At 73.1% G+C, this 19,530-nt stretch carries 18 protein-coding genes; 8 read left to right on the top strand and 10 right to left on the bottom strand.

Annotated elements, in window-relative coordinates:
* Positions 1-19: 19 nt before the first annotated feature.
* Positions 20-874, bottom strand: coding sequence for a universal stress protein (locus tag IOD14_RS26070; protein WP_212671683.1), 855 nt, complete (start codon positions 872-874; stop codon positions 20-22).
* Between the two features lie 206 nt (positions 875-1,080).
* On the opposite strand from IOD14_RS26070, the gene IOD14_RS26065 reads away from it, so the two are divergent.
* From IOD14_RS26065 to IOD14_RS26030, 8 genes are all read left to right on the top strand, one after another.
* Entirely contained in the window at positions 1,081-1,809 is a 729-nt protein-coding gene (locus IOD14_RS26065) for a universal stress protein (RefSeq protein WP_212671682.1), read from the top strand.
* The gene (locus tag IOD14_RS26060; protein ID WP_212671681.1) at positions 1,797-4,469 is read left to right on the top strand and encodes an HAD-IC family P-type ATPase; all 2,673 of its coding nucleotides are present in this window, start codon (positions 1,797-1,799) and stop codon (positions 4,467-4,469) included. The genes IOD14_RS26065 and IOD14_RS26060 overlap by 13 nt, the downstream gene beginning before the upstream one ends.
* A gap of 193 nt (positions 4,470-4,662) precedes the next feature.
* Positions 4,663-5,274, top strand: a complete 612-nt coding sequence (locus tag IOD14_RS26055; RefSeq protein WP_123987242.1) for a DoxX family membrane protein — start codon at positions 4,663-4,665, stop codon at positions 5,272-5,274.
* 149 nt (positions 5,275-5,423) lie between these two features.
* Positions 5,424-6,329, top strand: a complete 906-nt coding sequence (locus IOD14_RS26050) for a universal stress protein (RefSeq protein WP_123987241.1) — start codon at positions 5,424-5,426, stop codon at positions 6,327-6,329.
* A gap of 236 nt (positions 6,330-6,565) precedes the next feature.
* Positions 6,566-9,259, top strand: coding sequence for a bifunctional GNAT family N-acetyltransferase/acetate--CoA ligase family protein (locus IOD14_RS26045; RefSeq protein ID WP_212671680.1), 2,694 nt, complete (start codon positions 6,566-6,568; stop codon positions 9,257-9,259).
* Positions 9,260-9,272: 13 nt separating this feature from the next.
* The gene (locus IOD14_RS26040) at positions 9,273-10,004 is read left to right on the top strand and encodes a CBS domain-containing protein (RefSeq protein WP_123987239.1); all 732 of its coding nucleotides are present in this window, start codon (positions 9,273-9,275) and stop codon (positions 10,002-10,004) included.
* Between the two features lie 22 nt (positions 10,005-10,026).
* Complete coding sequence (locus tag IOD14_RS26035; protein ID WP_212671678.1) at positions 10,027-10,533, top strand: flavodoxin domain-containing protein; 507 nt, start codon at positions 10,027-10,029, stop codon at positions 10,531-10,533.
* A gap of 315 nt (positions 10,534-10,848) precedes the next feature.
* Entirely contained in the window at positions 10,849-11,838 is a 990-nt protein-coding gene (locus tag IOD14_RS26030) for a hypothetical protein (protein ID WP_123987237.1), read from the top strand.
* 18 nt (positions 11,839-11,856) lie between these two features.
* Here IOD14_RS26030 and hypE read toward each other — a convergent pair whose 3' ends face one another.
* The 9 genes from hypE to IOD14_RS25985 all read right to left on the bottom strand — a co-directional run bounded on the left by hypE (position 11,857) and on the right by IOD14_RS25985 (position 19,530).
* Complete coding sequence (gene hypE, locus IOD14_RS26025) at positions 11,857-12,891, bottom strand: hydrogenase expression/formation protein HypE (protein WP_123987236.1); 1,035 nt, start codon at positions 12,889-12,891, stop codon at positions 11,857-11,859.
* Positions 12,888-13,985: a hydrogenase formation protein HypD gene (gene hypD, locus IOD14_RS26020; RefSeq protein ID WP_212671677.1), complete on the bottom strand. Its 1,098-nt coding sequence runs from the start codon at positions 13,983-13,985 to the stop codon at positions 12,888-12,890. The genes hypE and hypD overlap by 4 nt, the downstream gene beginning before the upstream one ends.
* Complete coding sequence (locus IOD14_RS26015; RefSeq protein ID WP_123987234.1) at positions 13,982-14,605, bottom strand: CBS domain-containing protein; 624 nt, start codon at positions 14,603-14,605, stop codon at positions 13,982-13,984. The genes hypD and IOD14_RS26015 overlap by 4 nt, the downstream gene beginning before the upstream one ends.
* Positions 14,598-15,947, bottom strand: a complete 1,350-nt coding sequence (locus IOD14_RS26010) for a nickel-dependent hydrogenase large subunit (RefSeq protein WP_212671676.1) — start codon at positions 15,945-15,947, stop codon at positions 14,598-14,600. Before IOD14_RS26010 ends, IOD14_RS26015 begins: the two co-directional genes overlap by 8 nt.
* Complete coding sequence (locus tag IOD14_RS26005) at positions 15,944-16,702, bottom strand: oxidoreductase (protein WP_212671675.1); 759 nt, start codon at positions 16,700-16,702, stop codon at positions 15,944-15,946. Before IOD14_RS26005 ends, IOD14_RS26010 begins: the two co-directional genes overlap by 4 nt.
* Before the next feature lies 1 nt (position 16,703).
* Positions 16,704-17,510, bottom strand: coding sequence for an FAD/NAD(P)-binding protein (locus IOD14_RS26000; RefSeq protein WP_212671674.1), 807 nt, complete (start codon positions 17,508-17,510; stop codon positions 16,704-16,706).
* Positions 17,507-17,971 carry a cyclic nucleotide-binding domain-containing protein gene (locus IOD14_RS25995; protein ID WP_123987230.1) on the bottom strand — a complete coding sequence of 155 codons (465 nt, stop codon included), beginning with the start codon at positions 17,969-17,971 and terminating at the stop codon, positions 17,507-17,509. Before IOD14_RS25995 ends, IOD14_RS26000 begins: the two co-directional genes overlap by 4 nt.
* A gap of 3 nt (positions 17,972-17,974) precedes the next feature.
* The gene (locus IOD14_RS25990; RefSeq protein ID WP_212671673.1) at positions 17,975-19,114 is read right to left on the bottom strand and encodes a 4Fe-4S dicluster domain-containing protein; all 1,140 of its coding nucleotides are present in this window, start codon (positions 19,112-19,114) and stop codon (positions 17,975-17,977) included.
* A gap of 122 nt (positions 19,115-19,236) precedes the next feature.
* Complete coding sequence (locus IOD14_RS25985) at positions 19,237-19,530, bottom strand: HypC/HybG/HupF family hydrogenase formation chaperone (RefSeq protein ID WP_123987228.1); 294 nt, start codon at positions 19,528-19,530, stop codon at positions 19,237-19,239.

The raw sequence follows: 19,530 nt of genomic DNA, 5'->3' as shown, positions 1-19,530 counted from the left end.
ATGCTCCCCTCGGCCGGGCTCAGTCGTGCGGGACGACGGCGACGGGGCACGGAGCGTGGTGCAGGGCCGCGTGCGCGACCGGCCCGAGCCTCCAGGAGAGCGGAGCGGGGTGCCGCCGGCGGCCCACCACGGTGAGCGCACTGTGGGCCGAGGCCTTCAGCAGCACCTGTGCGGCGGTTCCCCTGCCCACCTGGTAGGTGACGGCGACCGTGGGGAACTTCTCCCGCCACGGCGCCACGGCGGTGGCGAGACGAGCTTGTTCGTCCACCTCATAGCCCTCGTCGGGGTGCGCGCCGCGGGGGTGGGTCGCCAGGGACGACAGCGGCAGTGCCCGCACCGCGCGCACCCGCGCCCCTCGGGCCTCGGCCGCGGTGAAGGCGAACTCCAGCAGGGGATCGGAGGCCGCCCCCGCCTCCCGCACTCCTACGACGATCTCGTACCTGTCGGCGTCGTCGGCGTCGTCCGCCCGTACCGTCACCGCGGGGCACCGGGCGAGACCCAGTACGTGCAGGCTGACGGAGCCGAGCAGGAAGCCGGCGAGCGGGCCGTGGCCGCGGGAGCCGAGCACCAGCATGGTGGCGGTGTCACCGAGGTCCACGAGAGCCTTCGTGGCCGGAGCGGACACCAGTTCCGTGGTCACCTTCAGGTCGTCGTAACGGTCCAGCAGCTCCGCCTCCACGCGCTCGAGCACCTCACCGCCGTAGCGCTGCTTGCTGAGGGCTTCCTGAGCGATGGGCACATTGAGCGGCTGAGTGGTCCAGGAGTGCAGCAGCAGGACGGGCAGCCGCCGGTCCACGGCCGCGCGTGCCGCCCACCACGCGGCGGTGACACTCGCGGGGGAGCCGTCCAGTCCGACGACGACGGGTCCGGTCATGGCGCACCTCCGGTGCTCGGCGCGACGAGAGTGCGTCGCGCATCTGCCTCCCACCTCCAGGCTCGTCGCCCACCGGCCATCGGGGGAGGGCCGGACGGTGCGCTCCTCGGGCCCATACGGCCCACTGCGGTGCCACGCCGTCGAGCGGAGGCTGGACCCGTGGACGGGGGCGAGGACCGCCGAGGAAGGGGAAGGGGAGGACTGCCATGAGTGGTCCGGTCATTGCGGGAGCCGACGGTTCGCCGTCGGGCCCGGCCGCCGTGGCGGCCGCGGAGAGGCAGGCCGAGCGGCCGGGCACGCGGCTCACGCCGACCCGCGCCCTGACCCGGCCGCCGGCGCACCTCCCGCCCGAAGTGCCGCCCCGGGACCAGGACGTGGCCACGGCCCGCGCGGGGCCGAACGGCCCCCCGACCGAGGCCGAACGAGCTGCCCGCCGTATCGCCCCCGGGCCGGCCGTCACGCGGGACGTTCTGATCGGCGAGCCGCCGTCCGTACTGGATTCACCCTCGGGCACGGCGTCGCCCACCGTGGTGGGCAGCAGCCGGGCGACCCCTCGCCGCGGCCGGTTGCGCGCCTTGGTCGCCGGACACCTCACCGCCCGCGGCCGTGGCCCGCTGCTCGTCGTACGGGGCAGGCCCCGGCCGGACGGCCCCGTGGTCCTGGGTGACGACATCTCACAGGAGGCGGCCGGGCTCACCCTCCCGCAGGCCGCAGGACGCGGCACCTGCCCGGCCGTCCCGCACCGGCCCCTGTCCGCGTCGCGGAAGAAGCATCCCGGCGTCATCGGGCACATCCGCCCGGGGTGCATCCGGACGGGGCGCGCTCTCCTCGAGGCCGGCGCCACCGCCCCACTCGCGCTGATCGGGGCACGGCACCGGTCCACCGACCCGCTGCCGGTCCGTGCGGCCCGGAAGGCGCGACCGTGGACGGCCTGACCGCCGCCGGAACCGAGCGGACCCCCTCAGGGGCGGACACCCGGGACGCGCACCTGTTGACCCCGGCGCAGGTGGGAGCCGGTCTGGGGGTCGACCCGGGCGTCGGGCTGAGCGCGCGAGAGGCCGCCGAACGCCTCGCCGTCCACGGACCGAACCAGCTCGCCGAACCCGCCCGGCGTCCCGAATGGCTGAAGTTCCTCGACCAGTTCCGCAACTGGCTCATCGGCATCCTGATCATCGCGGCCCTCGTCGCCGCGGCGATCGGCGACATCCGGGACGCACTGGTGATCACCGTCGTCCTCCAGATCAACGCGGTCCTCGGCTACCTCCAGGAGCGGCGCGCCGAACACAGCCTGGAGGCGCTGCGCCGGATGCTGGTGCCGACCGCCCGGGTGCGTCGCGACGGTGCGGAACTGATGGTGGCGGCGGACACCCTCGTGCCCGGGGACACGGTCCTGCTGGAGGCGGGCGACCGCGTGCCGGCCGACGGGCGGCTGATCGTCGCGGAGACGGTGGAGGTCGCCGAGGCGGCCCTGACCGGCGAGTCGCAGCCGGTCGCCAAGAGCACCGCCGTGACCGGCCCGGTGCCGCTGGCCGAGCGGACCGGCATGCTGCTCATGAACACCGCGCTCACCCGCGGCCGCGCCGAGATGATCGTCACCGCCACCGGTATGCGCACCGAACTCGGTTCCATAGCCGCGGCGTTGCGCGCCGACACGGAACCGCCCAGTCCGCTCCAGATCCAGCTGGACAGCCTCGGCCGCCGCCTCGCCCTGCTCAGCGGGGTCGCGGTCGTCGCCTACGTGCTCGTCGCCCTGATCCGGGGCGAGAGCCTCGCGGACATCGCGCTGCGTGCCGTGGCCCTGGCCGTGGCGGCGATCCCCGAAGGGCTGCCGGCCGTCCTGGCGCTGACCCTGGCACTGGGCGTGTACCGCATGGCCCGCCGCGGAGCGATCGTGAAACGGCTGGCCTCGGTGGAGTCGCTGGGCTCGGCCACGGTCGTGTGCAGCGACAAGACCGGCACACTGACCCTCAACGAAATGACCGTACGGGCTCTCTGGGCCGGTGGACGGCTCCACGAGGTCACCGGCGAGGGCTACGGTACGAAAGGCGACGTACGGGGTGCCCAGGGGGAACTGGTGCCCGCGCTGTTGCCGTTCGCCCTCTGCAACGACGCGCACCTGACCGACGACGGCTTCGTCGGCGACCCCACCGAGGCGGCCCTGGTCGTCCTCGCCGCGAAGGCGGGCCTGGACGCCGACGGGCTGCGGGCCGAACTGCCGCGCACCGGCGAGCTGCCCTTCGACGCGGCCACCAAGTACATGGCCACCTTCCACACGGAACCGGACGGTCGTACCCGTGTCCACGCCAAGGGCGCCGTGGACGTGCTGCTGGGGCTGTGCGCCGAGGTGGTGACCGAGGACGGGGTCAGCGAGCTCGACGACCGGCGCCGCGGCGAGGTCCTGGACGTGGCCCGGCAACTGGGCGGCTCGGGACTGCGGGTTCTCGGCGCCGCCACGGCCGTCGTGGACGGTGTGCCCGAGGAGGCGTCGCTGTCCGGCCTGACCCTGGTGTCCGTCGCCGGAATCGCCGATCCGCCGCGCCCGCAGGCACGGGACGCCATCGCCCTGTGTCGGACGGCAGGTGTGACCGTCAAGATGATCACCGGTGACCACGCGGACACCGCGGCGGCCATCGCGCGGGAGCTGGACATCGACGGAGAGGTGGTGACGGGAGCGGAGCTCGACCGGATGACACCGCGGGAGCTCTCCCGACGCATCGACGACATCGGTGTGTTCGCCCGTGTCGTCCCGGAGCACAAGGTGGTCATCGTGCGGGCACTGTCCGAGCGGGGCCATGTCGTCGCCATGACCGGGGACGGCGTCAACGACGCGGCCGCGCTGCGGGCCGCGCACATCGGGGTGGCCATGGGGGTCACCGGAACCGATGTGGCCAAGGAAGCCGCCGACATGGTGCTCACCGACGACGACTTCTCCACCATCGTGCGCGCCGTGCGCGAAGGGCGCGCCATCTACGCGAACATCGTCAAGTTCGTCCGCTTCCAGCTGGCCACCAACATCGGAGCCATCCTGACCCTGCTGGGCGCTTCGGTGGCCGGACTGCCCGCGCCCCTCACCGCGGCCCAACTCCTGTGGATCAACATCATCATGGACGGGCCACCGGCGATGGCACTGGCGGTCGATCCGGCCGAGGACGACGTGATGCGACATCCGCCGAGGGATTCCGCCGAGCGGATCCTGGACGCCCGCCGCCTGATCGCGATCGGCAGGGCGGGCACCGTCATGGCCCTCGGCACCGTCGGTCTGCTGGCCGCCGCCCGGCCGTGGGCCGGCACCGACACCGCACTGACGATGGCGTTCACCACGTTCGTCCTGTTCCAGCTCTTCAACTCGTTCAACGCCCGTGCGGATCACGGCCCGTTGCTCGGCCGCCACCAACTGCGCAACCGCACCCTGTGGTGGTGCCTGGCGGGAGTCCTCGTCGTACAGATCGCCGCTGTCCATCTGCCATGGGCCCGCACGGTGTTCGGCACGCAACCGCTCGACCCGCTCCAGTGGGCTCTGTGCCTGGGCACGGCGGCCACGGTACTGCTGGTCGAACTGGTGGTGCGGGGGACGAAGCGACTCGTCCGCCGCTGACCGTGCTGCCGTCCTCGACGTCCGGGCCCTGACGTGGCCACAGGTGCGGCTGGGCCCGACAGGTCCTGTGGATGGGGCCGTTCAGCCCACCGGGTCCCGACCTTCGGCCTGCGGCGCAGCTGTCCCGAGGCGAGCAGATTGGGCGGTGCAAGGAACGAGTGAACGGCAACCGACTCCCGAAAGGACCACGATCATGGCTGTCCACGATCACCCGCACCGACACGCAGGTTTCCGGTTCCCGTCGCTGCGGCGCTCGGGAACGGCTGACGCGGCCGCCGGGACGGCGACGGCGACCAGCGCGTACGTGTTCGCCGGACTGCGGCTGCTGACCGGGTTCGTCTTCCTGTGGGCGTTCCTGGACAAGACGTTCGGCTTCGGCTACGCGACCCAGTCCGGCAAGGGCTGGATCGACGGCGGCTCGCCGACCAAGGGCTTCCTGAGCGGAGTGGCCGCCGGTCCGATGGAGTCCACGTTCCACGCCTGGGCGGGGGACGCCTGGGCGGACTGGCTGTTCATGCTCGGTCTGCTGGGCGTCGGTCTGGCCCTGATCGCCGGGATCGGCCTGCGGCTCGCCGCCGTCGCCGGCACCGCGATGATGGCGCTCATGTGGATCGCGGAGTGGCCGCCGGCCAAGCACCTGTCGGACGGCTCGCCGAGCATGTCGACGAACCCGTTCGTGGACTACCACCTGATCTACGCCGTCGTCCTCATCGCCCTGGCGGCCGTGGGCGCCGGTGCGGTCTGGGGGCTGGGCAGGGCGTGGGCACGCCTTCCCTTCGTCAGCCGCAACCACTGGCTCCAGTGACCCCGCAACGGCACGGCGGGCCCCGACCGGGGCCCGCCGCGTCACGTCCGGTGGGGCCGGTCGGCCAGGTTCCGGGACCAGCGGCCCCTGCCTCACCGGCCCTGCCCGCACCACGCTGGAGACAGACATCCAGATCAGGAGGCAGAATCATGGTCCGCACTGTTGTCGCAGGTCTCGACGGCTCCGCCGAAAGCCGCGCGGCCGCTGAGTGGGCGGCCCGCGAAGCCGCCTCGCGAGACCTGCCGCTGAAGCTGCTGCACGTATCGGAGCCCGTGCCCGAACCGACGGCCCAGGCCCCGCTCCTCGGCGGTGAGACCCTGCAGTACTGGAGCGAGAAGATCCCACGGGACGCGGCGGACGGCATCCGGCAGCGGCACCCGGGTCTCGAAGTCGAGATGCAGAACGTCTCCGGCCGCCCGGCCGAGATCCTGGCGGAGGCGGCCGACGACGCCGAACTACTGGTCCTCGGCTCGGGCAGGCTGAGCGGGATCAGCGGATTCCTGCTCGGATCCGTCGGCCTGGCGGTCGTGGCGCACGTCGATCGGCCGGTCGTCCTGGTCCGCGCCGGGGAAGAGGCCGCCGACGAGCACGAGCCGGACCCGGCCGGCACCGCCGCAGCGGGTACTCCGTTCCGCCCCGTCGTGCTGGGCCTCGACGTCGACGACCCCGACGACTCGATGATCGGGTTCGCCTTCGAGGAGGCCGCCCGACGCGAGACCGCCCTGCGGGTCGTGTCCGGCTGGAACCTGCCGCCGTACTACGTCTACGGCCTCTCCCTCGACCCGCAGTACCACGACGAGATCGCCCGTCAGAAGGCCGCCGGGCTGAGCGAGATCCTGACCGCCTGGCGGCACAAGTACCCGACGGTGGAGGTCGTCGAGATGTCCCGTCCCGGCAGCCCCGGCCGCCTGCTGGTCGACGCGTCCCACGAGGCCTCCCTGGTCGTCGTGGGCCGCAAGGTCCGGCGCAGGTCCTTCGGCGCCCACATCGGGCCCGTCACCCACGCGGTCCTGCACCACTGCACCGTCCCGGTCGCCGTGCTCCCGCACCACTGACCCCGATCGGGGAGAGGGGCGGCCCGGCCGTCCGACAGGCAGCCGGGCGCCGGCCGCGCCGGTACGAGCACGGTTCGCCCCGCCGGGCGGCGCCCGGCGAGCGGCCATGGCCACCGGTGTGCCGCGGCCCGGCCACCGGGGCCGACCGGCCCCCGCATCACCGCCGGTCAGCCCATGGGCCCCCGCCCCGTTCCGCTGGACGCTCGAAGTGCACGAAGACCTGGAGGAGAACCGCGATGAAGGACGAACTGCTCAGCGGTCCCCGGACCCACGCCCTGCTCGCGGACGGCACGACCGTGTGCATCCGCCCGGTGACGTCGAGCGACCATGAGCAACTGCAGGGCCTGTACGAGGAGATGTCACCGGAGAACCTGCGCCTGAGGTTCTTCGCGGCGAGCCGGCGCTCCGCCGAGATGGCCGCCGACCGCGCCTGCGCCGCACCGCGTCCCGGCTACCGTGCGCTGCTGGCGGAGCGGGCCGGACAGGTGATCGGCCTGGCCGAGTACGAGCGGGGCGACACCGGCACCGAGGCCGAGATCTCCATCGCGGTCGCCGACGGACTGCACCACCGGGGCGTGGGCACGCTCCTGGTCGAGCACCTGGTCTCCGCGGCCCGCGCGGACGGTGTCACCTCCTTCACCGCCGACGCCCTGAGCGAGAACCAGGAAGTGCTGCGCCTGTTCGCCGACCTCGGTCTGCGCACCGCCCGCCGTTTCGAGGGGCCCGAAGTGCGCTGCACGATCGCACTCGACGAGGACGACGCCTACCTGACCGCGGTGGAGGAGCGCGGCCGGGCCGCCGACGTCGAGAGCCTGCGGCCCCTGCTGCGGCCGGCCGCGGTCGCCGTGGTCGGCGCCGGCCGCAAGCCGGGCTCCGTGGGCCGCGCCATCCTGCACCAGCTGAAGGCCGGCGGCTACACCGGGCGGCTGTGGGCGGTGAACCCCGCGGCGACGTCAATCCTCGGCGTACCGTCCTGCTCGAGCGTCAGCGCCCTGCCCAGGACTCCCGACCTCGTGGTGGTCGCCGTACCCGCCGCGGGCGTTGCGGCGACCGCCGAGGAGTGCGGCAAGGCAGGGGTCCGCGCACTGCTCGTCGTCACCGCGGGGCTGGACGCGGAGCAGGCGCAGGCCCTGCGGACCGCCTGCCGCACGTACGGGATGCGGATGGTCGGACCCAACTGCCTGGGCATCTCGAACACCGACCCGCAGCTCGCCCTCGACGCGACCTTCGCCGCGAACCACCCGCGCCCCGGCACCGCGGGAGTGGCCGTGCAGTCCGGCGGAGTCGGCATCGCCCTGCTCGACGGCCTGTCCCGGCTGGGCATCGGCGTGTCCTCGTTCGTCTCGCTCGGTGACAAGTACGACGTGAGCGGCAACGACATGCTCCAGTGGTGGGAGAGCGACACACGCACCGACCTCGCCCTGCTGCACCTCGAGTCGTTCGGCAACCCGCGTGCCTTCTCCCGCACCGCCCGCCGGGTCACCCGGCGCATGCCGGTGCTCACCGTGGACGCCGGGCGCACCGACGCCGGGCGCCGCGCCGCCGCCTCGCACACGGCGGCGGCCGCCACCCGTACGATGACCCGCCAGGCCCTGTTCACCCAGGCCGGCATCACCGCCGCCCATTCCGTGGGTGAACTCCTGGAGACCGCGGCCCTGTTGCACTCCCAACCGCTTCCGCCCGGATCGCGGGTGGCGATCGTCACCAACGCGGGCGGCGCGGGTGTGCTGAGCGCCGACGCCTGCGCGGAAGCCGGACTCGCCCTGCCGCCGCCCACCGCGGAACTCGTCGACGACCTGCTCGCCGTACTGCCCGAAGGTGCCGCGATCGGCAACCCCGTGGACGCCACGGCCGCCGTCACGGAGGAGCAGCTGGGTGACTGCGTGGACCGGATCATGCGGCACCCGGGCGTCGACGCCGTGCTCGTGGCCCTCGTCCCCACCGCGGTCGCGGCCGCCACGGGTGACGACCTGGTCAAGGCCGTCACCGGGAGGTCCGGCCACCGACCGAAGCCGGTGGTCGTCGTACGCCTCGAGCAGGCCCTGCCCGTGGAGCTGTTGCCCCGGGCCGGCGGGGGCACCGTGCCCGCCTACGCCGAGCCGCAGGCAGCGGCCCGGGCACTGGCCCATGCCGGTCGCCGGGCAGCCTGGCTGGCCCGCCCCGCCGGTACGTTCCCCGACCTCGACGGTGTCGACACGGCTCGCGCCCAGGCCTGCGTCGAGGCCTATCTCGCGGCCCACCCCGACGGAGGCTGGCTCGACCCGCGCAGCTGTGCCGCGCTGCTCGACTGCTACGGCATTCCTCAGCTGCCGTGGGCCTGGGCCACGAACGAGGACGAGGCAGTCCTGGCCGCGGACCGGGTGCGCGGAGCCGACGGCCGGGTGGTCATGAAGGGCCACTGGCCCGGTCTGCTCCACAAGAGCGCACAGCGCGCCGTCCACCTGGACCTGCGGGGCGACAGCCAGGTCCGCGCCGCCTTCCGCGACCTGGGGACCCGGTTCGCCGGACTGCTCACCGGCGTGGTGGTCCAGCCGCTCGCGGACCGCGGCACCGAACTGTTCGCCGGTGTCGTCCAGGACGAGGTGTTCGGACCGCTGGTCCTGTTCGGCCTCGGCGGCACGGCCACCGAGATCCTTGCCGACCACGCCGCCCGTCTCTCACCGCTCACCGACCACGACGTGCACGACCTGATCACGTCCCCGCGCTGCGCCCCGCTGCTCTTCGGCGCGGGCGGTGGCGGGCCCGTCGACCTGCCGGGTCTCGAACAGCTGCTGCACCGGCTCTCCCGGATGGCGAGCGACCTGGCGCAGCTCGCCGAGGCCGACTTCAACCCCGTGCTCGCCGCGCCGGGCGGGGTGACCGTCCTCGACGCGCGCGTGCGCCTGCTGCCCCGTCGGCAGCAGGACCCCTATCTTCGCCGGCTCCGCTGAGGAGGAGACAGCCATGAAGCACAGCAAAGTGGGCTCCGTGATGACCATGGAGGTCGTCCGCGCCACGTACGGCACCACGTTCAAGGAAGTGGCCCGGCTGCTCCGCGAACACCGCATCAGCGGACTGCCGGTGGTCGACGAGGACGACAAGGTCATCGGCGTCATCTCCGAGACCGACCTGATGACCCATCAAGCCCGACTGCCCGACCCGTACGAGCCGAAGAGGCGCTTCCGGCTCGCCGACCTGACACCCGCCGCGCGCCGGCAGGCGGCGAAGGCCAAGGCGCGCACCGCCGGACAGCTGATGAGCGAACCGCCCATCACGGTCCACGCCGACAACACGATCGTCGAGGCGGCCCGCACGATGGCCAAGAACCGGGTGGAGCGACTGCCCGTCCTGGACGAGGAGAGCCGGCTGGTCGGCATCGTCACCCGGCGCGACCTGCTGCAGGTGTTCCTGCGGCCGGACGCGGAGATCCGCAGGGAAGTGATCGACGAGGTGCTGGTGCGGGCACTGTGGCTGGCACCGCGCAGCGTGGACGTCTCGGTCACGGACGGCGTGGTCACGCTGGCCGGCCAGATGGAACGCAAGAGCGAGACCGAGATCGCGGTCGCCATGACGGTTCGGGTCGACGGAGTGGTCGCCGTCGTCGACAAGCTCACCTACCGGCTCGACGACGCCCGGATCCAGCCCGATGAGCAGGCGTTGCACGGTGTGGCCGACGACTGGCTGCGCCGGACCTGACCCGAGAGGAGGCGGACCCGCCATGACCACCGATGTGCTGGTCGCCTACGGCACCAAGAACGGATCCACCGCGCGGATCGCCGAGGCCGTGGCCGAGGTGTTGAACAAGGAGGGGCTCACGGCCCGGGCGCGTCCGGCCGGATCCGTCGAGGACCTCGGCACCTGCGACGCGGTCGTGGTCGGCGGCGCCCTGTACGCCGGCCACTGGCACAGGGACGCCCGGCGCTTCCTGCGCCGGCACCGCCGAGCCCTGGCCGAACGCCCCCTGTGGCTGTTCAGCAGCGGCCCGCTCGACGCCTCGGCCACCGAGCGGGACATTCCGCCCGTTCCGGCGGTACGGCGGGCCATGACCCGGCTCGACGCCCGCGGGCACGTCACCTTCGGCGGCTGCCTGGAGGAGGGTGCGAAGGGCCGTATCGCAGGCATGATCCTGCGCAACGGAAAGGGCGGCGACTTCCGCGACTTCACCGAGATCGAGCGGTGGGCGGCCCAGGTCGCCCAGGAACTGGCCGGTGCGCGGAAGGACTGACCGTCCGATGACACCGAAGCATGGACGATCCCCGGCGCACGGGGCCCGCGCCGGGGTATCTCCGCGTCGCGAGCCGGAGTCGATGCTCGACGGCCGGCGGCACGGTCCTTCTGCGACACCTCCAGCAAAGCGCTCGCTGCGCACCGGCTCCAGAGCCGCGAGGTCCCGGCCCGCGGTCCGAACGGCAGGAAGTCCGAGGGCCGAAGGGCCCGTCCCGCCGCGGGGCACGGCGTCCGAGGGCCGAAAGACCAGTCCCGCCGCCGGCCACGGCACCCGACGCCGAGAGCGCACGCCTTCCGAAGGGCGGTAACCACCATGACCGTCACCGGGCACACACCGGGTCGCGCGGCGCTCCACCTCGCTCGCGCCGCGTCCTTCGCCCCCTCGCCGCACAACAGCCAGCCCTGGTTCTTCGTCGAGGAGGGCCATGACCGGGGTTTCGAGGTGCACGCGGACGCCGGGCGCCGGCTGCCCCTGACCGATCACGACGGGCGGGAGATGGTCATCGCCTGCGGGGCCGCCCTCTTCAACGCCCGGACGGCCGTACGCCAGCTGGGCTTCCGCCCGGTCGTGGACGTGCTGCCGGAACTCGCGGACCAGGACTTCCTGGCCCGGGTGGGTTTCGGGGCGCACGCCGCGCCCACCGACGAGGAGGAGTCGCTGGCGAGGGCGCTGTCCCTGCGACACACCCATCGAGGACCGTTCGGGCCCGAGCCGGTCACGGAGGCACTGCTCGCGGAGCTGCGCGACCAGGCACGGGCGGAGGGCGCGATCCTCCAGGTGCTCGACGTCCCCGAGAAAGTGGCGCTGCTCGCCCGGCTGGTGGACACCGCGGAGCGGGCGGACCGCGCGGACCTGTGGCGCGCCGTCGAACTGGCGCACCGGGTGGGACCGACCGGAGTGCCGGTCACGGCCTGCCGCGCCCACCCCGACCTCACCCTCCTGGCGGGCCGGGACTACCTCGGAATGTCCCGCCGGTACACCGTCGCCGCACGCCGCCGCGGCCCCGGAACAGGAATCGTCGCCCTCCTGTGCACGCCCTACGACCAGCGGGCCGACTGGCTCCTGGCGGGGCAGGCGCTCCAGCGCGTCCTGCTGTACGCGGCCGGACGCGGAGTCATGGCGGGCTTCCACACCCAGCCCCTCGAACGGCCCGATCTGCGCGAGGAGGTGCGCCGGGGGGTCACGGCGGGCCGCCACCCGCAGATGGTGCTGCGCCTGGGCCGCCCTCTGCATGTCCGTCCGACGCTGCGTCGCCCGCTCCGCGAGGTGCTCACGCAGGGTCCGGTCCCGCTGCGGCGGTGACCGGGACCGTGGGGAACGTCAGCAGATGCGGGGGAGTTGCTCGCCCAACGGCATGTCCACGATCCGCCGGGCACCGACGAGGGTGCGCAGGGTCACCCGCCCGGACGGGCCCTCGGGCAGCACCTCGCCGATGCGCACGGACCCGGAACCCTCGGGCAGCGACCGCAGCGCGGCGAGTGCCTCCCCGGCGGCGGCAGCCTCGACGAAGGCGACCAGACAGCCCTCGTTGGCGACGACCAGCGGGTCCAGACCGAGGAGGTCGCAGGCGGCGGCCACCGGTCCGGGCACGGGCACGGCACTCTCCTCGATCTCCACGGCCACGGACGAGTCGCGGGCGATCTCGTTCAGGGCGGCGGCGAGGCCTCCCCGGGTCGGATCGCGCAGCACGTGCACCGCCGCACCGAGCGGCGCCAGCGCGCGCACCAGCCGGTGCAGGGGCCGGCTGTCGGAGGCGATGTCACCTTCGAAGCCGAGGCCTTCGCGGGTGCTGAGCACGGTCGTGCCGTGCAGCCCGATGGGACCGGAGAGCAGGACGGCGTCGCCGGGCCGGGCCAGCGCGGCGGAGGGGTGCAGGGAGCCGTGCCGCTGGCCGACGCCGGTGGTGTTGACGAACAGCCTGTCCGCCGCACCCCGCCCCACGACCTTGGTGTCCCCGGTGACCACCGGTACCCCGACGCTCTGCGCGGCCTTGCCCAACGAGTGCATCACGGACCGGAGTTCGGCCAGGGGCAGGCCCTCCTCGATGATGAGGGAGACCGACAGGGCGACGGGCCAGGCGCCCCGCATGGCCAGGTCGTTGACCGTGCCGTGCACGGCCAGGGATCCGATGTCGCCGCCGGGGAAGAACAGCGGACTGACGACGAAGCTGTCGGTGCTGATCACCAGCTCCCGGTACCCGGGCAGCAGCGCCGCGTCCTCCATGGGACCCGGCTCACCGGCCAGGGACGGAAGGACGATCTCGTCGAGCAGCTCCGCCGTGAGCCGGCCGCCGGCTCCGTGGCCCAGCAGCACAACCTCGTCCTCGTGGTTCGGGGTGGGGCATTCGACGGTCATGTCGCACTCCTGGTACGTCCGGCCGCGAAGAACGCGGCACAGGTGCCCTCGGACGACACCATCGGCGCGCCGAGCGGATGACGGGGCGTGCAGCGGGTGCCGTACGCGGTGCAGTCGGTGGGCAGCTTGGCCCCGGTGAGGACGGCGCCGGCGATGCACTCGGCGTCCTCGACCGGGCGCAGTCCGGCCACGTCGAAGCGGCGGGCGGCGTCGAACCGGGCGTAGGCGTCGGTGAGTTCGAGGCCGCTCGCGGGCAGTGCGCCGATTCCTCGCCAGGACCGGTCGGTGACCCGGAAGACCTCGCGGACCGCGTCCTGGGCGGCGGTGTTGCCGGACCGCCGCACGGCCCGCACGTACTGGTTCTCCACCTCGTGCCGGCCCGCCTCCAGCTGCCGTACGGCCATCAGGATGCCCTCCAGCAGGTCCAGCGGCTCGAATCCGGTGACCACGATCGGTACCCGGTAGTGGTCGGCGATCGGCTCGTACTCGCGCCAGCCCATCACCGCGCACACATGTCCGGCCGCCAGGAACGCCTGCACCTCGCAGTCCGGGTCGTCGAGCAGCGCGGTCATCGCGGGCGGCACCAGGACATGGCTGACAAGCAGGGAGAAGTTCGTCAGGCCCAGGCGGGCGGCGTGCAGCACGGCCATGGCGTTGGCGGGGGCCGTCGTCTCGAACCCGACCGCGAGGAACACCACCTCGCGGTCGGGATTCCCCGCGGCCAGGCGTACGGCGTCCATCGGGGCGTACACCACCCGCACGTCCGCGCCCCGTGCCCGCAGGGACAGCAGGTCGGTGTCGCTGCCGGGGACCCGCAGCATGTCGCCGAAGCTGGTGAACAGGACGCCAGGACGGGCGGCGACGGCCATGGCACGGTCCAGGGTCTCCAGCGGCGTGACGCAGACCGGACAGCCGGGGCCGTGGATCATGCGCATGCCGGCGGGCAGCAGTTCGTCGATGCCCTGGCGGACCAGGGTGTGGGTCTGCCCGCCGCACACCTCCATGATCCGCCAGGGGTGTGCGGCGACCGCCCGCAGCTCCTCCAGGAGGCGCTGGGCGAGCGCGGGATCCCGGTACTCGTCGAGGTACTTCATCGGTGCGTCAGATCAAGCCGGATGTCGACGACTCCCTCGACCGCCCGGACCGCGCGGGCCACCACGGGCACCAGTGTCCGCTCGGGAAGGGCGCCGTGGAGCGTCACCACGCCCTCGGCCACGGTCACGGTCAGCGAATCGGTGGTGATCGGGAGCCGGGACAGCACGGAGTGCCGTATCTCCTCGGTGATCTCCTCGTCCCCGCGCAGGAAGACCTTGAGCAGATCGCCGCGGCTGACCACTCCCTGGAGGATGCCCACGGCGTCCACGACAGGGAGCCGCTTGACGTGCCGCCGGGCCATGATCCGGGCCGCCTCGGCGAGCGAGGCGTCCGCGTGCACGGTCACGGCCGGGGTGCTCATCAGCTGGCCCGCGGTCACACCGCCGGCCTTGGCCCGCTCGGCCGGCTCCCCCTCGTCGGTGTCGCGGAACTCCTCCTTGGGCAGCAGGTCGGCCTCGGAGACCACTCCGATCACCCGGCCTTCACCTTCCAGGACGGGAAGGGCGCTGACCTTCCACTGGTCGATGAGCCCGACGATCTCCTTGAAGGGAGCGTCGCGCCCGACGGCGATGACGGTGTGGGTCATCACGTCGCTCACGGTGAACGGGGATTCAGGCATGAGGTCCTCCCGGGGTGCGGACGACCGTCAGGTCGAGGAAGTGGGTGGAGCAGGAGATGCACGGGTCGTGGTTGCGGATCGCCCGCTCGCACAGGGCCGTCAACTCCTCGTCTCCCGGGTCGCGTTCGGCCAGGGCCCGCTGGGCGAGACGGAGCAGGTCGTGCTCGATCGCCCCCTGGTTCTGGGCGGTGGGCGGTATCAGCAGCGCGTCGGTCACCGACCCGTCCCGGGCCAGTTCGTAGCGGTGGTAGAGCAGGCCGCGGGGCGCCTCGGTGGCGCCGTGGCCGGTGCCCGCCAGTGGCGGCACCTCGACGAAGGAGCGCTCGGGAGGTTCGTACGCCTCGACGATGCGCAATGCCTCACCGACGGCGTAGACGATCTCCACCGCCCGCACCAGGATGGACCGGTAGGGGTTGCGGCACACGGCGCCCTCGCGCGGATCACCCAGTCCGGCCTCGATCGCCGCCTGGATCGCGACCGGCGACAGCCGCCTGCCGCCGACGGCGAACCGGGCGAGGGAGCCGGTCAGGTGCAGGTGTCCGTCGAGCCGGGAGTGCAGCGCGGTGGAGTGCGGGACATGGCTCTCGCGGACCCGCTCGGTGAAGTCCCGCACCGGGAAGGAGCCGCTGGTGCCGTCGGCGCGCAGCACGGTCGGGGTGCCGCTCTCTATCGCGTACGTGTCCGGGCAGGCGAGCGCGAGCAGGGCGGCATCGGTGTGCGCGTCCGGGAACTCGAATCCGGACACCCAGCGCACGGTCGCCCAGGCGTCGTCGAGCGCCCGCTTCAACTCCTCCGACAGGGAACGCAGTTCGGTGCGGGTGGGGGCCCGGTGGAAGCCGCCGAGGCGCACGTTGACGGGATGGATGGCGCGTCCCCCGAGCACCTCCATCAACGAGTTGCCCGCCTTCTTCAGCCGCAGCCCCCGCTCGACCTCGGCCCGGTGGGTCCGCGCCAGCTCGATCGCGCTCGCCCGTCCCAGGAAGTCCGGGGCGTGCAGCAGGTAGATGTGCAGGGCCTGGCTCTCGATCCACTCCCCGCAGTACAGCAGCCGGCGAAGATCGCGGATCACGGGGTCGACGCTCACCCGGCAGGCGTCCTCGATCGCCGCGCAGGCGCTCATCTGGTAGGCCACCGGACAGATCCCGCACACCCGCGCGGTGATGTCCGGCGGCTCCGTGTAGGAGCGGCCCCGCAGGAACGCCTCGAAGAAGCGCGGCGGTTCATAGATCTCCAGGTGCGCCTCGGTGACCGTGCGGCCCTCGACGCGCAGGCGCAGCGCGCCTTCGCCCTCGACCCGGGACAGCGAGCCGACATGCAGGACACGGGATCCACGGTGCGTCACGGCGACCTCAACTCCTTGTCGAACGCAGCGGCGTTGAAGGTGTGCAGGAAGCGCTCCACGGCGTCGTCGTCGAGACCGTCGCGGCGCAGCAGGGGGATCAGCGCGGGCAGGTTGACGGATCCGGACGGCCCGAAGCAGCCGAAGCAGCCGCGCCGGTACGCGGGGCACAGCGCCCCGCAGCCGGCATGGGTGACCGGCCCGAGGCAGGGCGTGCCGTGGGCGACGGTCACGCACACCGTGCCGCGCTGCTTGCACTCGAAGCACACGCTGTGGTTCGGCACGTCCGGCTTCCGTCCGGCGAGGAACGCGGTGATCACTTCGAGCAGCTGACGCCGGTCCACCGGGCAGCCGCGCAGCTCGAAGTCGACGTCCACGTGCGCGGAGACGGGGGTGGAGCTGGAGAGCGTGGAGATGTACTCGGGGTGGGCGTAGACCACGCGCCGGAACTCGTCCACGTCCGCGAAGTTCCTGAGGGCCTGGATGCCGCCCGCCGTCGCGCACGCGCCGATCGTCACCAGCCGGCGCGACGCGGCCCGGATCTCCCGGATCCGTTCGGCGTCCTCGGGCGTGGTGATCGAGCCCTCGACGAGCGTGAGGTCGTACGGTCCGGGCTCCACCGCGCTGGAGGCCTCCAGGAAGTGGGCGATGCGCACCCCGCCCGCCAGCGCCAGGAGTTCGTCCTCGCAGTCCAGCAGGGTGAGCTGGCAGCCGTCGCAGGAGGCCAGTTTGAACACGGCGAGGGTCGGGGCGCTCATGTCACAACTCCCGTACGGAAAGAAGGGCTTCGGCCTGGTCCCAGCCGACGACCGGCCCGTCCCGGCACACCAGCAGCGGGCCGAGCTGGCAGTGTCCGCAGTGCCCGGTGGCACAGCGCATGTTCCGTTCCAGCGAGACCCGGACATGCTGCGGGGGCACACCGAGCCGGGCGAGCTCGCGGGCGGTGGCGCGGATCATCGGCTCGGGGCCGCAGACGAACGCGCAGGTGTCCGCCGGTTCGAAGGGGGCCCGGTCCAGGAGCTGGGTGACCACGCCCACGTCGCCGCGCCAGTCCGCGTCGGGCCAGTCGACGGTCACCCCGGTGTACGCCGTGCGCCAGTCCTTCGGCTCCTCGCGGGCGATCAGGTCGGCCGGGGTCCGGGCGCCGATCAGCACGCTGATGCGCCCGTACGCCTCCGGCTCGGCCAGCGCGCTCAGGACCAGTGGCCGCAGCGGGGCGAGCCCGATGCCACCCGCGACGACCAACACGTCTCGGCCGCGGGCCTGTTCCAGCTCCCAGCCGGTGCCGTACGGTCCGCGCAGCCCGATGACGTCCCCCGTGCGCGCCTCGCACAGCCCCGAGGAGACCGCGCCCACGGCCCGGACGGTGTGGGCGAGCCCGCCCGTGGCCTGGACGGAGCTCACGGACAGCGGAATCTCCCCGCGCCCGAAGCAGTGCACCATCGCGAACTGACCCGGCGCGAAGTCGTCCAGTGCCTCGGCCAGCGGTTCCACCCACAGGGTGACCGACTCCGAGGTCTCCCGCCGGTGGTCGACCACGAGATACGGGACGGGTACGGCGGTCATCGCCCGTCACCGCCCGCCGGAGCCCCGTACAGGTCGACCAGCCGGGTCCGGGCCGCGCTCAGCCGCTGGGACAGCACCCGGCCGAGCCACACGGCGACGTCCCGGCCGAACTCGGCGTCGTCCTGGCACATCAGCCGCACGGCCACGGCGTCGAACTCGTAGGCCGTCACCCGCGTCACCGTGCAGGCGCCCAGCTGCCAGACGTACGGCGCGAAGAGCCACGACCAGCCCACGAGATCCCCGGTGCCCACCGTCTCGATGACGGGTGTGCGATGGCCGGGCACGTGGAGATCGAGGGCGACCGTGCCCTCGCGGACGATCCAGAACCGGTCGGCGTGCCCGCCCTCGTCGAAGAGCCGGGCGCCCGGCGGGAGGTCCACTTCGTGCGCCACGCGCAGGAGTCGCTCCCGGTGCGCGGGGGACAGCGCGTGGGTCAGGCGCAGGGCGATCGAGGGGGTCATCGCTCATGCCTCCGTCTCGGACTCGGACTCGAAGTGCAGGGCGGCGACTTCCTCCGTGATGTCGATGCCGACCGGGCACCAGGCGATGCACCGACCGCAGCCGACACATCCGGAGCTGTCGAACTGGTCGTACCAGGTGGAGAGCTTGTGGGTGAGCCACTGCCGGTAGCGGGCCCGCCCCGAGGGGCGCACCGGCCCTTCGTGCAGGAACGAGAAGTCCAGGTCGAAGCACGAGTCCCAGCGCTGCCAGCGCTCGGTGTGGTCGCCGGTGAGGTCGGTGACCTCCTCGGTCGTGGTGCAGAAGCAGGTGGGACAGACCAGCGTGCAGTTGCCGCAGGTCAGACAGCGCTCGGCGACGTCGTCCCAGCGCTCGGCCTCCAGGCTCGCGCCCAGGAGCGCGCGCAGGTCGACCGGCGGCAGCGCACGGCCCATACGGTCACGGGCGGAGTCGACCGAAGCACGCGCGACCGCCTCGGTGACCATGTCCGCATCGCGGTGGGGCACGTGCTCCAGCAGCCGTGCGCCCTCCTCGCTGCCGACCCGCACGAAGAACCGGTGGCCGTCGTCGTCGACGACCTCGGTGAGGGCCAGGTCGTATCCGGGGTCGGCCGCGGGGCCGCCGCCCGTGGAGACACAGAAGCAGGTCGCGCCGGGCTCGGTGCACTCGGCGGCGATGAGTAGCGCGCGCCGCCTGCGGGCGCCGTACCCGTCGTCCGCGTACCGTCCGCCGGTCAGGACACGGTCCTGGATCGCGATGGCCCGCAGGTCGCAGGGCCGAACCCCGAGGAATGCGTAGGCCGGCGCCTCGGGCGTGTGCCGCTCGAAGGACACGTCACCCTCCGGCGTACGGTCGGCGCTCCACAGCTGCTCGCGCGCCGGATGCAGATACGACTTCCAGGACTGCGGCCCCGCACTGTGCGCGAAGACGGCCCCGTCGTCACGGGGGACCAGCCGGTACCGCCCGGCGTCCAGCTCGACGCCCCACCCGTAGGGCAGTTCGTCCGCGGACGCCAGTTCGGCGAGCACGACGGCTCCGTCCCGGACGGTCGGCCCGACGACGGTCCGCCCGTCGGCGACGAGAGCGTCGACCAGAGAACCGAGTCCGTCCCGGTCCAGTACGGCGGTGTCGACGGCGGTGGTCATGAGGGTCCTCCTCGCCTCGGACGGCTCCACTTCCAGCGTGTGGCCGGGCCGGCGTGCGGGGGATGGGCCGACCGTCCCCTCATGGGGCCGTCAGGCCCCGGCCGCGGGCCCGCCCGCACCGTTCAGTCGACCGGGTCGACCGCGGCCCGCCCGTCGGCGGACGGCAACGGCACGCCCAGTTCCCCCTCCACCGCCCCCGCCATCGCCCGCAGCACCTCGAGCGTCCGCCTGGCCTCCGCCTCGTCGACCAGCGTGATGGCGAACCCCACGTGCACGATCACGTACGAACCGACATCCGCCTCCGGCGTACAGCTCAGGCACGCCTCGCGCCGTATCCCCCCGAAGTCCACGGTCGCCATCCGCAGCCCGGCGTCGTCGTGGACCTCCAGCACCAGCCCCGGGATCCCCAGACACAT

Source organism: Streptomyces sp. A2-16 (assembly GCF_018128905.1).
Classification (GTDB): Bacteria; Actinomycetota; Actinomycetes; order Streptomycetales; family Streptomycetaceae; genus Streptomyces.
The sequence above is the reverse complement of the archived record's forward strand: the minus strand, read 5'-3'. Positions and strand labels throughout refer to the sequence as shown.

Coding starts and splice junctions, on each gene's coding strand:
- IOD14_RS26070 (WP_212671683.1), bottom strand. CDS start 874: ATGACCGGACCCGTCGTCGTCGGACTGGACGGCTCCCCCGCGAGTGTC.
- IOD14_RS26065 (WP_212671682.1), top strand. CDS start 1,081: ATGAGTGGTCCGGTCATTGCGGGAGCCGACGGTTCGCCGTCGGGCCCG.
- IOD14_RS26055 (WP_123987242.1), top strand. CDS start 4,663: ATGGCTGTCCACGATCACCCGCACCGACACGCAGGTTTCCGGTTCCCG.
- IOD14_RS26050 (WP_123987241.1), top strand. CDS start 5,424: ATGGTCCGCACTGTTGTCGCAGGTCTCGACGGCTCCGCCGAAAGCCGC.
- IOD14_RS26045 (WP_212671680.1), top strand. CDS start 6,566: ATGAAGGACGAACTGCTCAGCGGTCCCCGGACCCACGCCCTGCTCGCG.
- IOD14_RS26040 (WP_123987239.1), top strand. CDS start 9,273: ATGAAGCACAGCAAAGTGGGCTCCGTGATGACCATGGAGGTCGTCCGC.
- IOD14_RS26035 (WP_212671678.1), top strand. CDS start 10,027: ATGACCACCGATGTGCTGGTCGCCTACGGCACCAAGAACGGATCCACC.
- IOD14_RS26030 (WP_123987237.1), top strand. CDS start 10,849: ATGACCGTCACCGGGCACACACCGGGTCGCGCGGCGCTCCACCTCGCT.
- hypE (WP_123987236.1), bottom strand. CDS start 12,891: ATGACCGTCGAATGCCCCACCCCGAACCACGAGGACGAGGTTGTGCTG.
- hypD (WP_212671677.1), bottom strand. CDS start 13,985: ATGAAGTACCTCGACGAGTACCGGGATCCCGCGCTCGCCCAGCGCCTC.
- IOD14_RS26015 (WP_123987234.1), bottom strand. CDS start 14,605: ATGCCTGAATCCCCGTTCACCGTGAGCGACGTGATGACCCACACCGTC.
- IOD14_RS26005 (WP_212671675.1), bottom strand. CDS start 16,702: ATGAGCGCCCCGACCCTCGCCGTGTTCAAACTGGCCTCCTGCGACGGC.
- IOD14_RS26000 (WP_212671674.1), bottom strand. CDS start 17,510: ATGACCGCCGTACCCGTCCCGTATCTCGTGGTCGACCACCGGCGGGAG.
- IOD14_RS25995 (WP_123987230.1), bottom strand. CDS start 17,971: ATGACCCCCTCGATCGCCCTGCGCCTGACCCACGCGCTGTCCCCCGCG.
- IOD14_RS25990 (WP_212671673.1), bottom strand. CDS start 19,114: ATGACCACCGCCGTCGACACCGCCGTACTGGACCGGGACGGACTCGGT.
- IOD14_RS25985 (WP_123987228.1), bottom strand. CDS start 19,530: ATGTGTCTGGGGATCCCGGGGCTGGTGCTGGAGGTCCACGACGACGCC.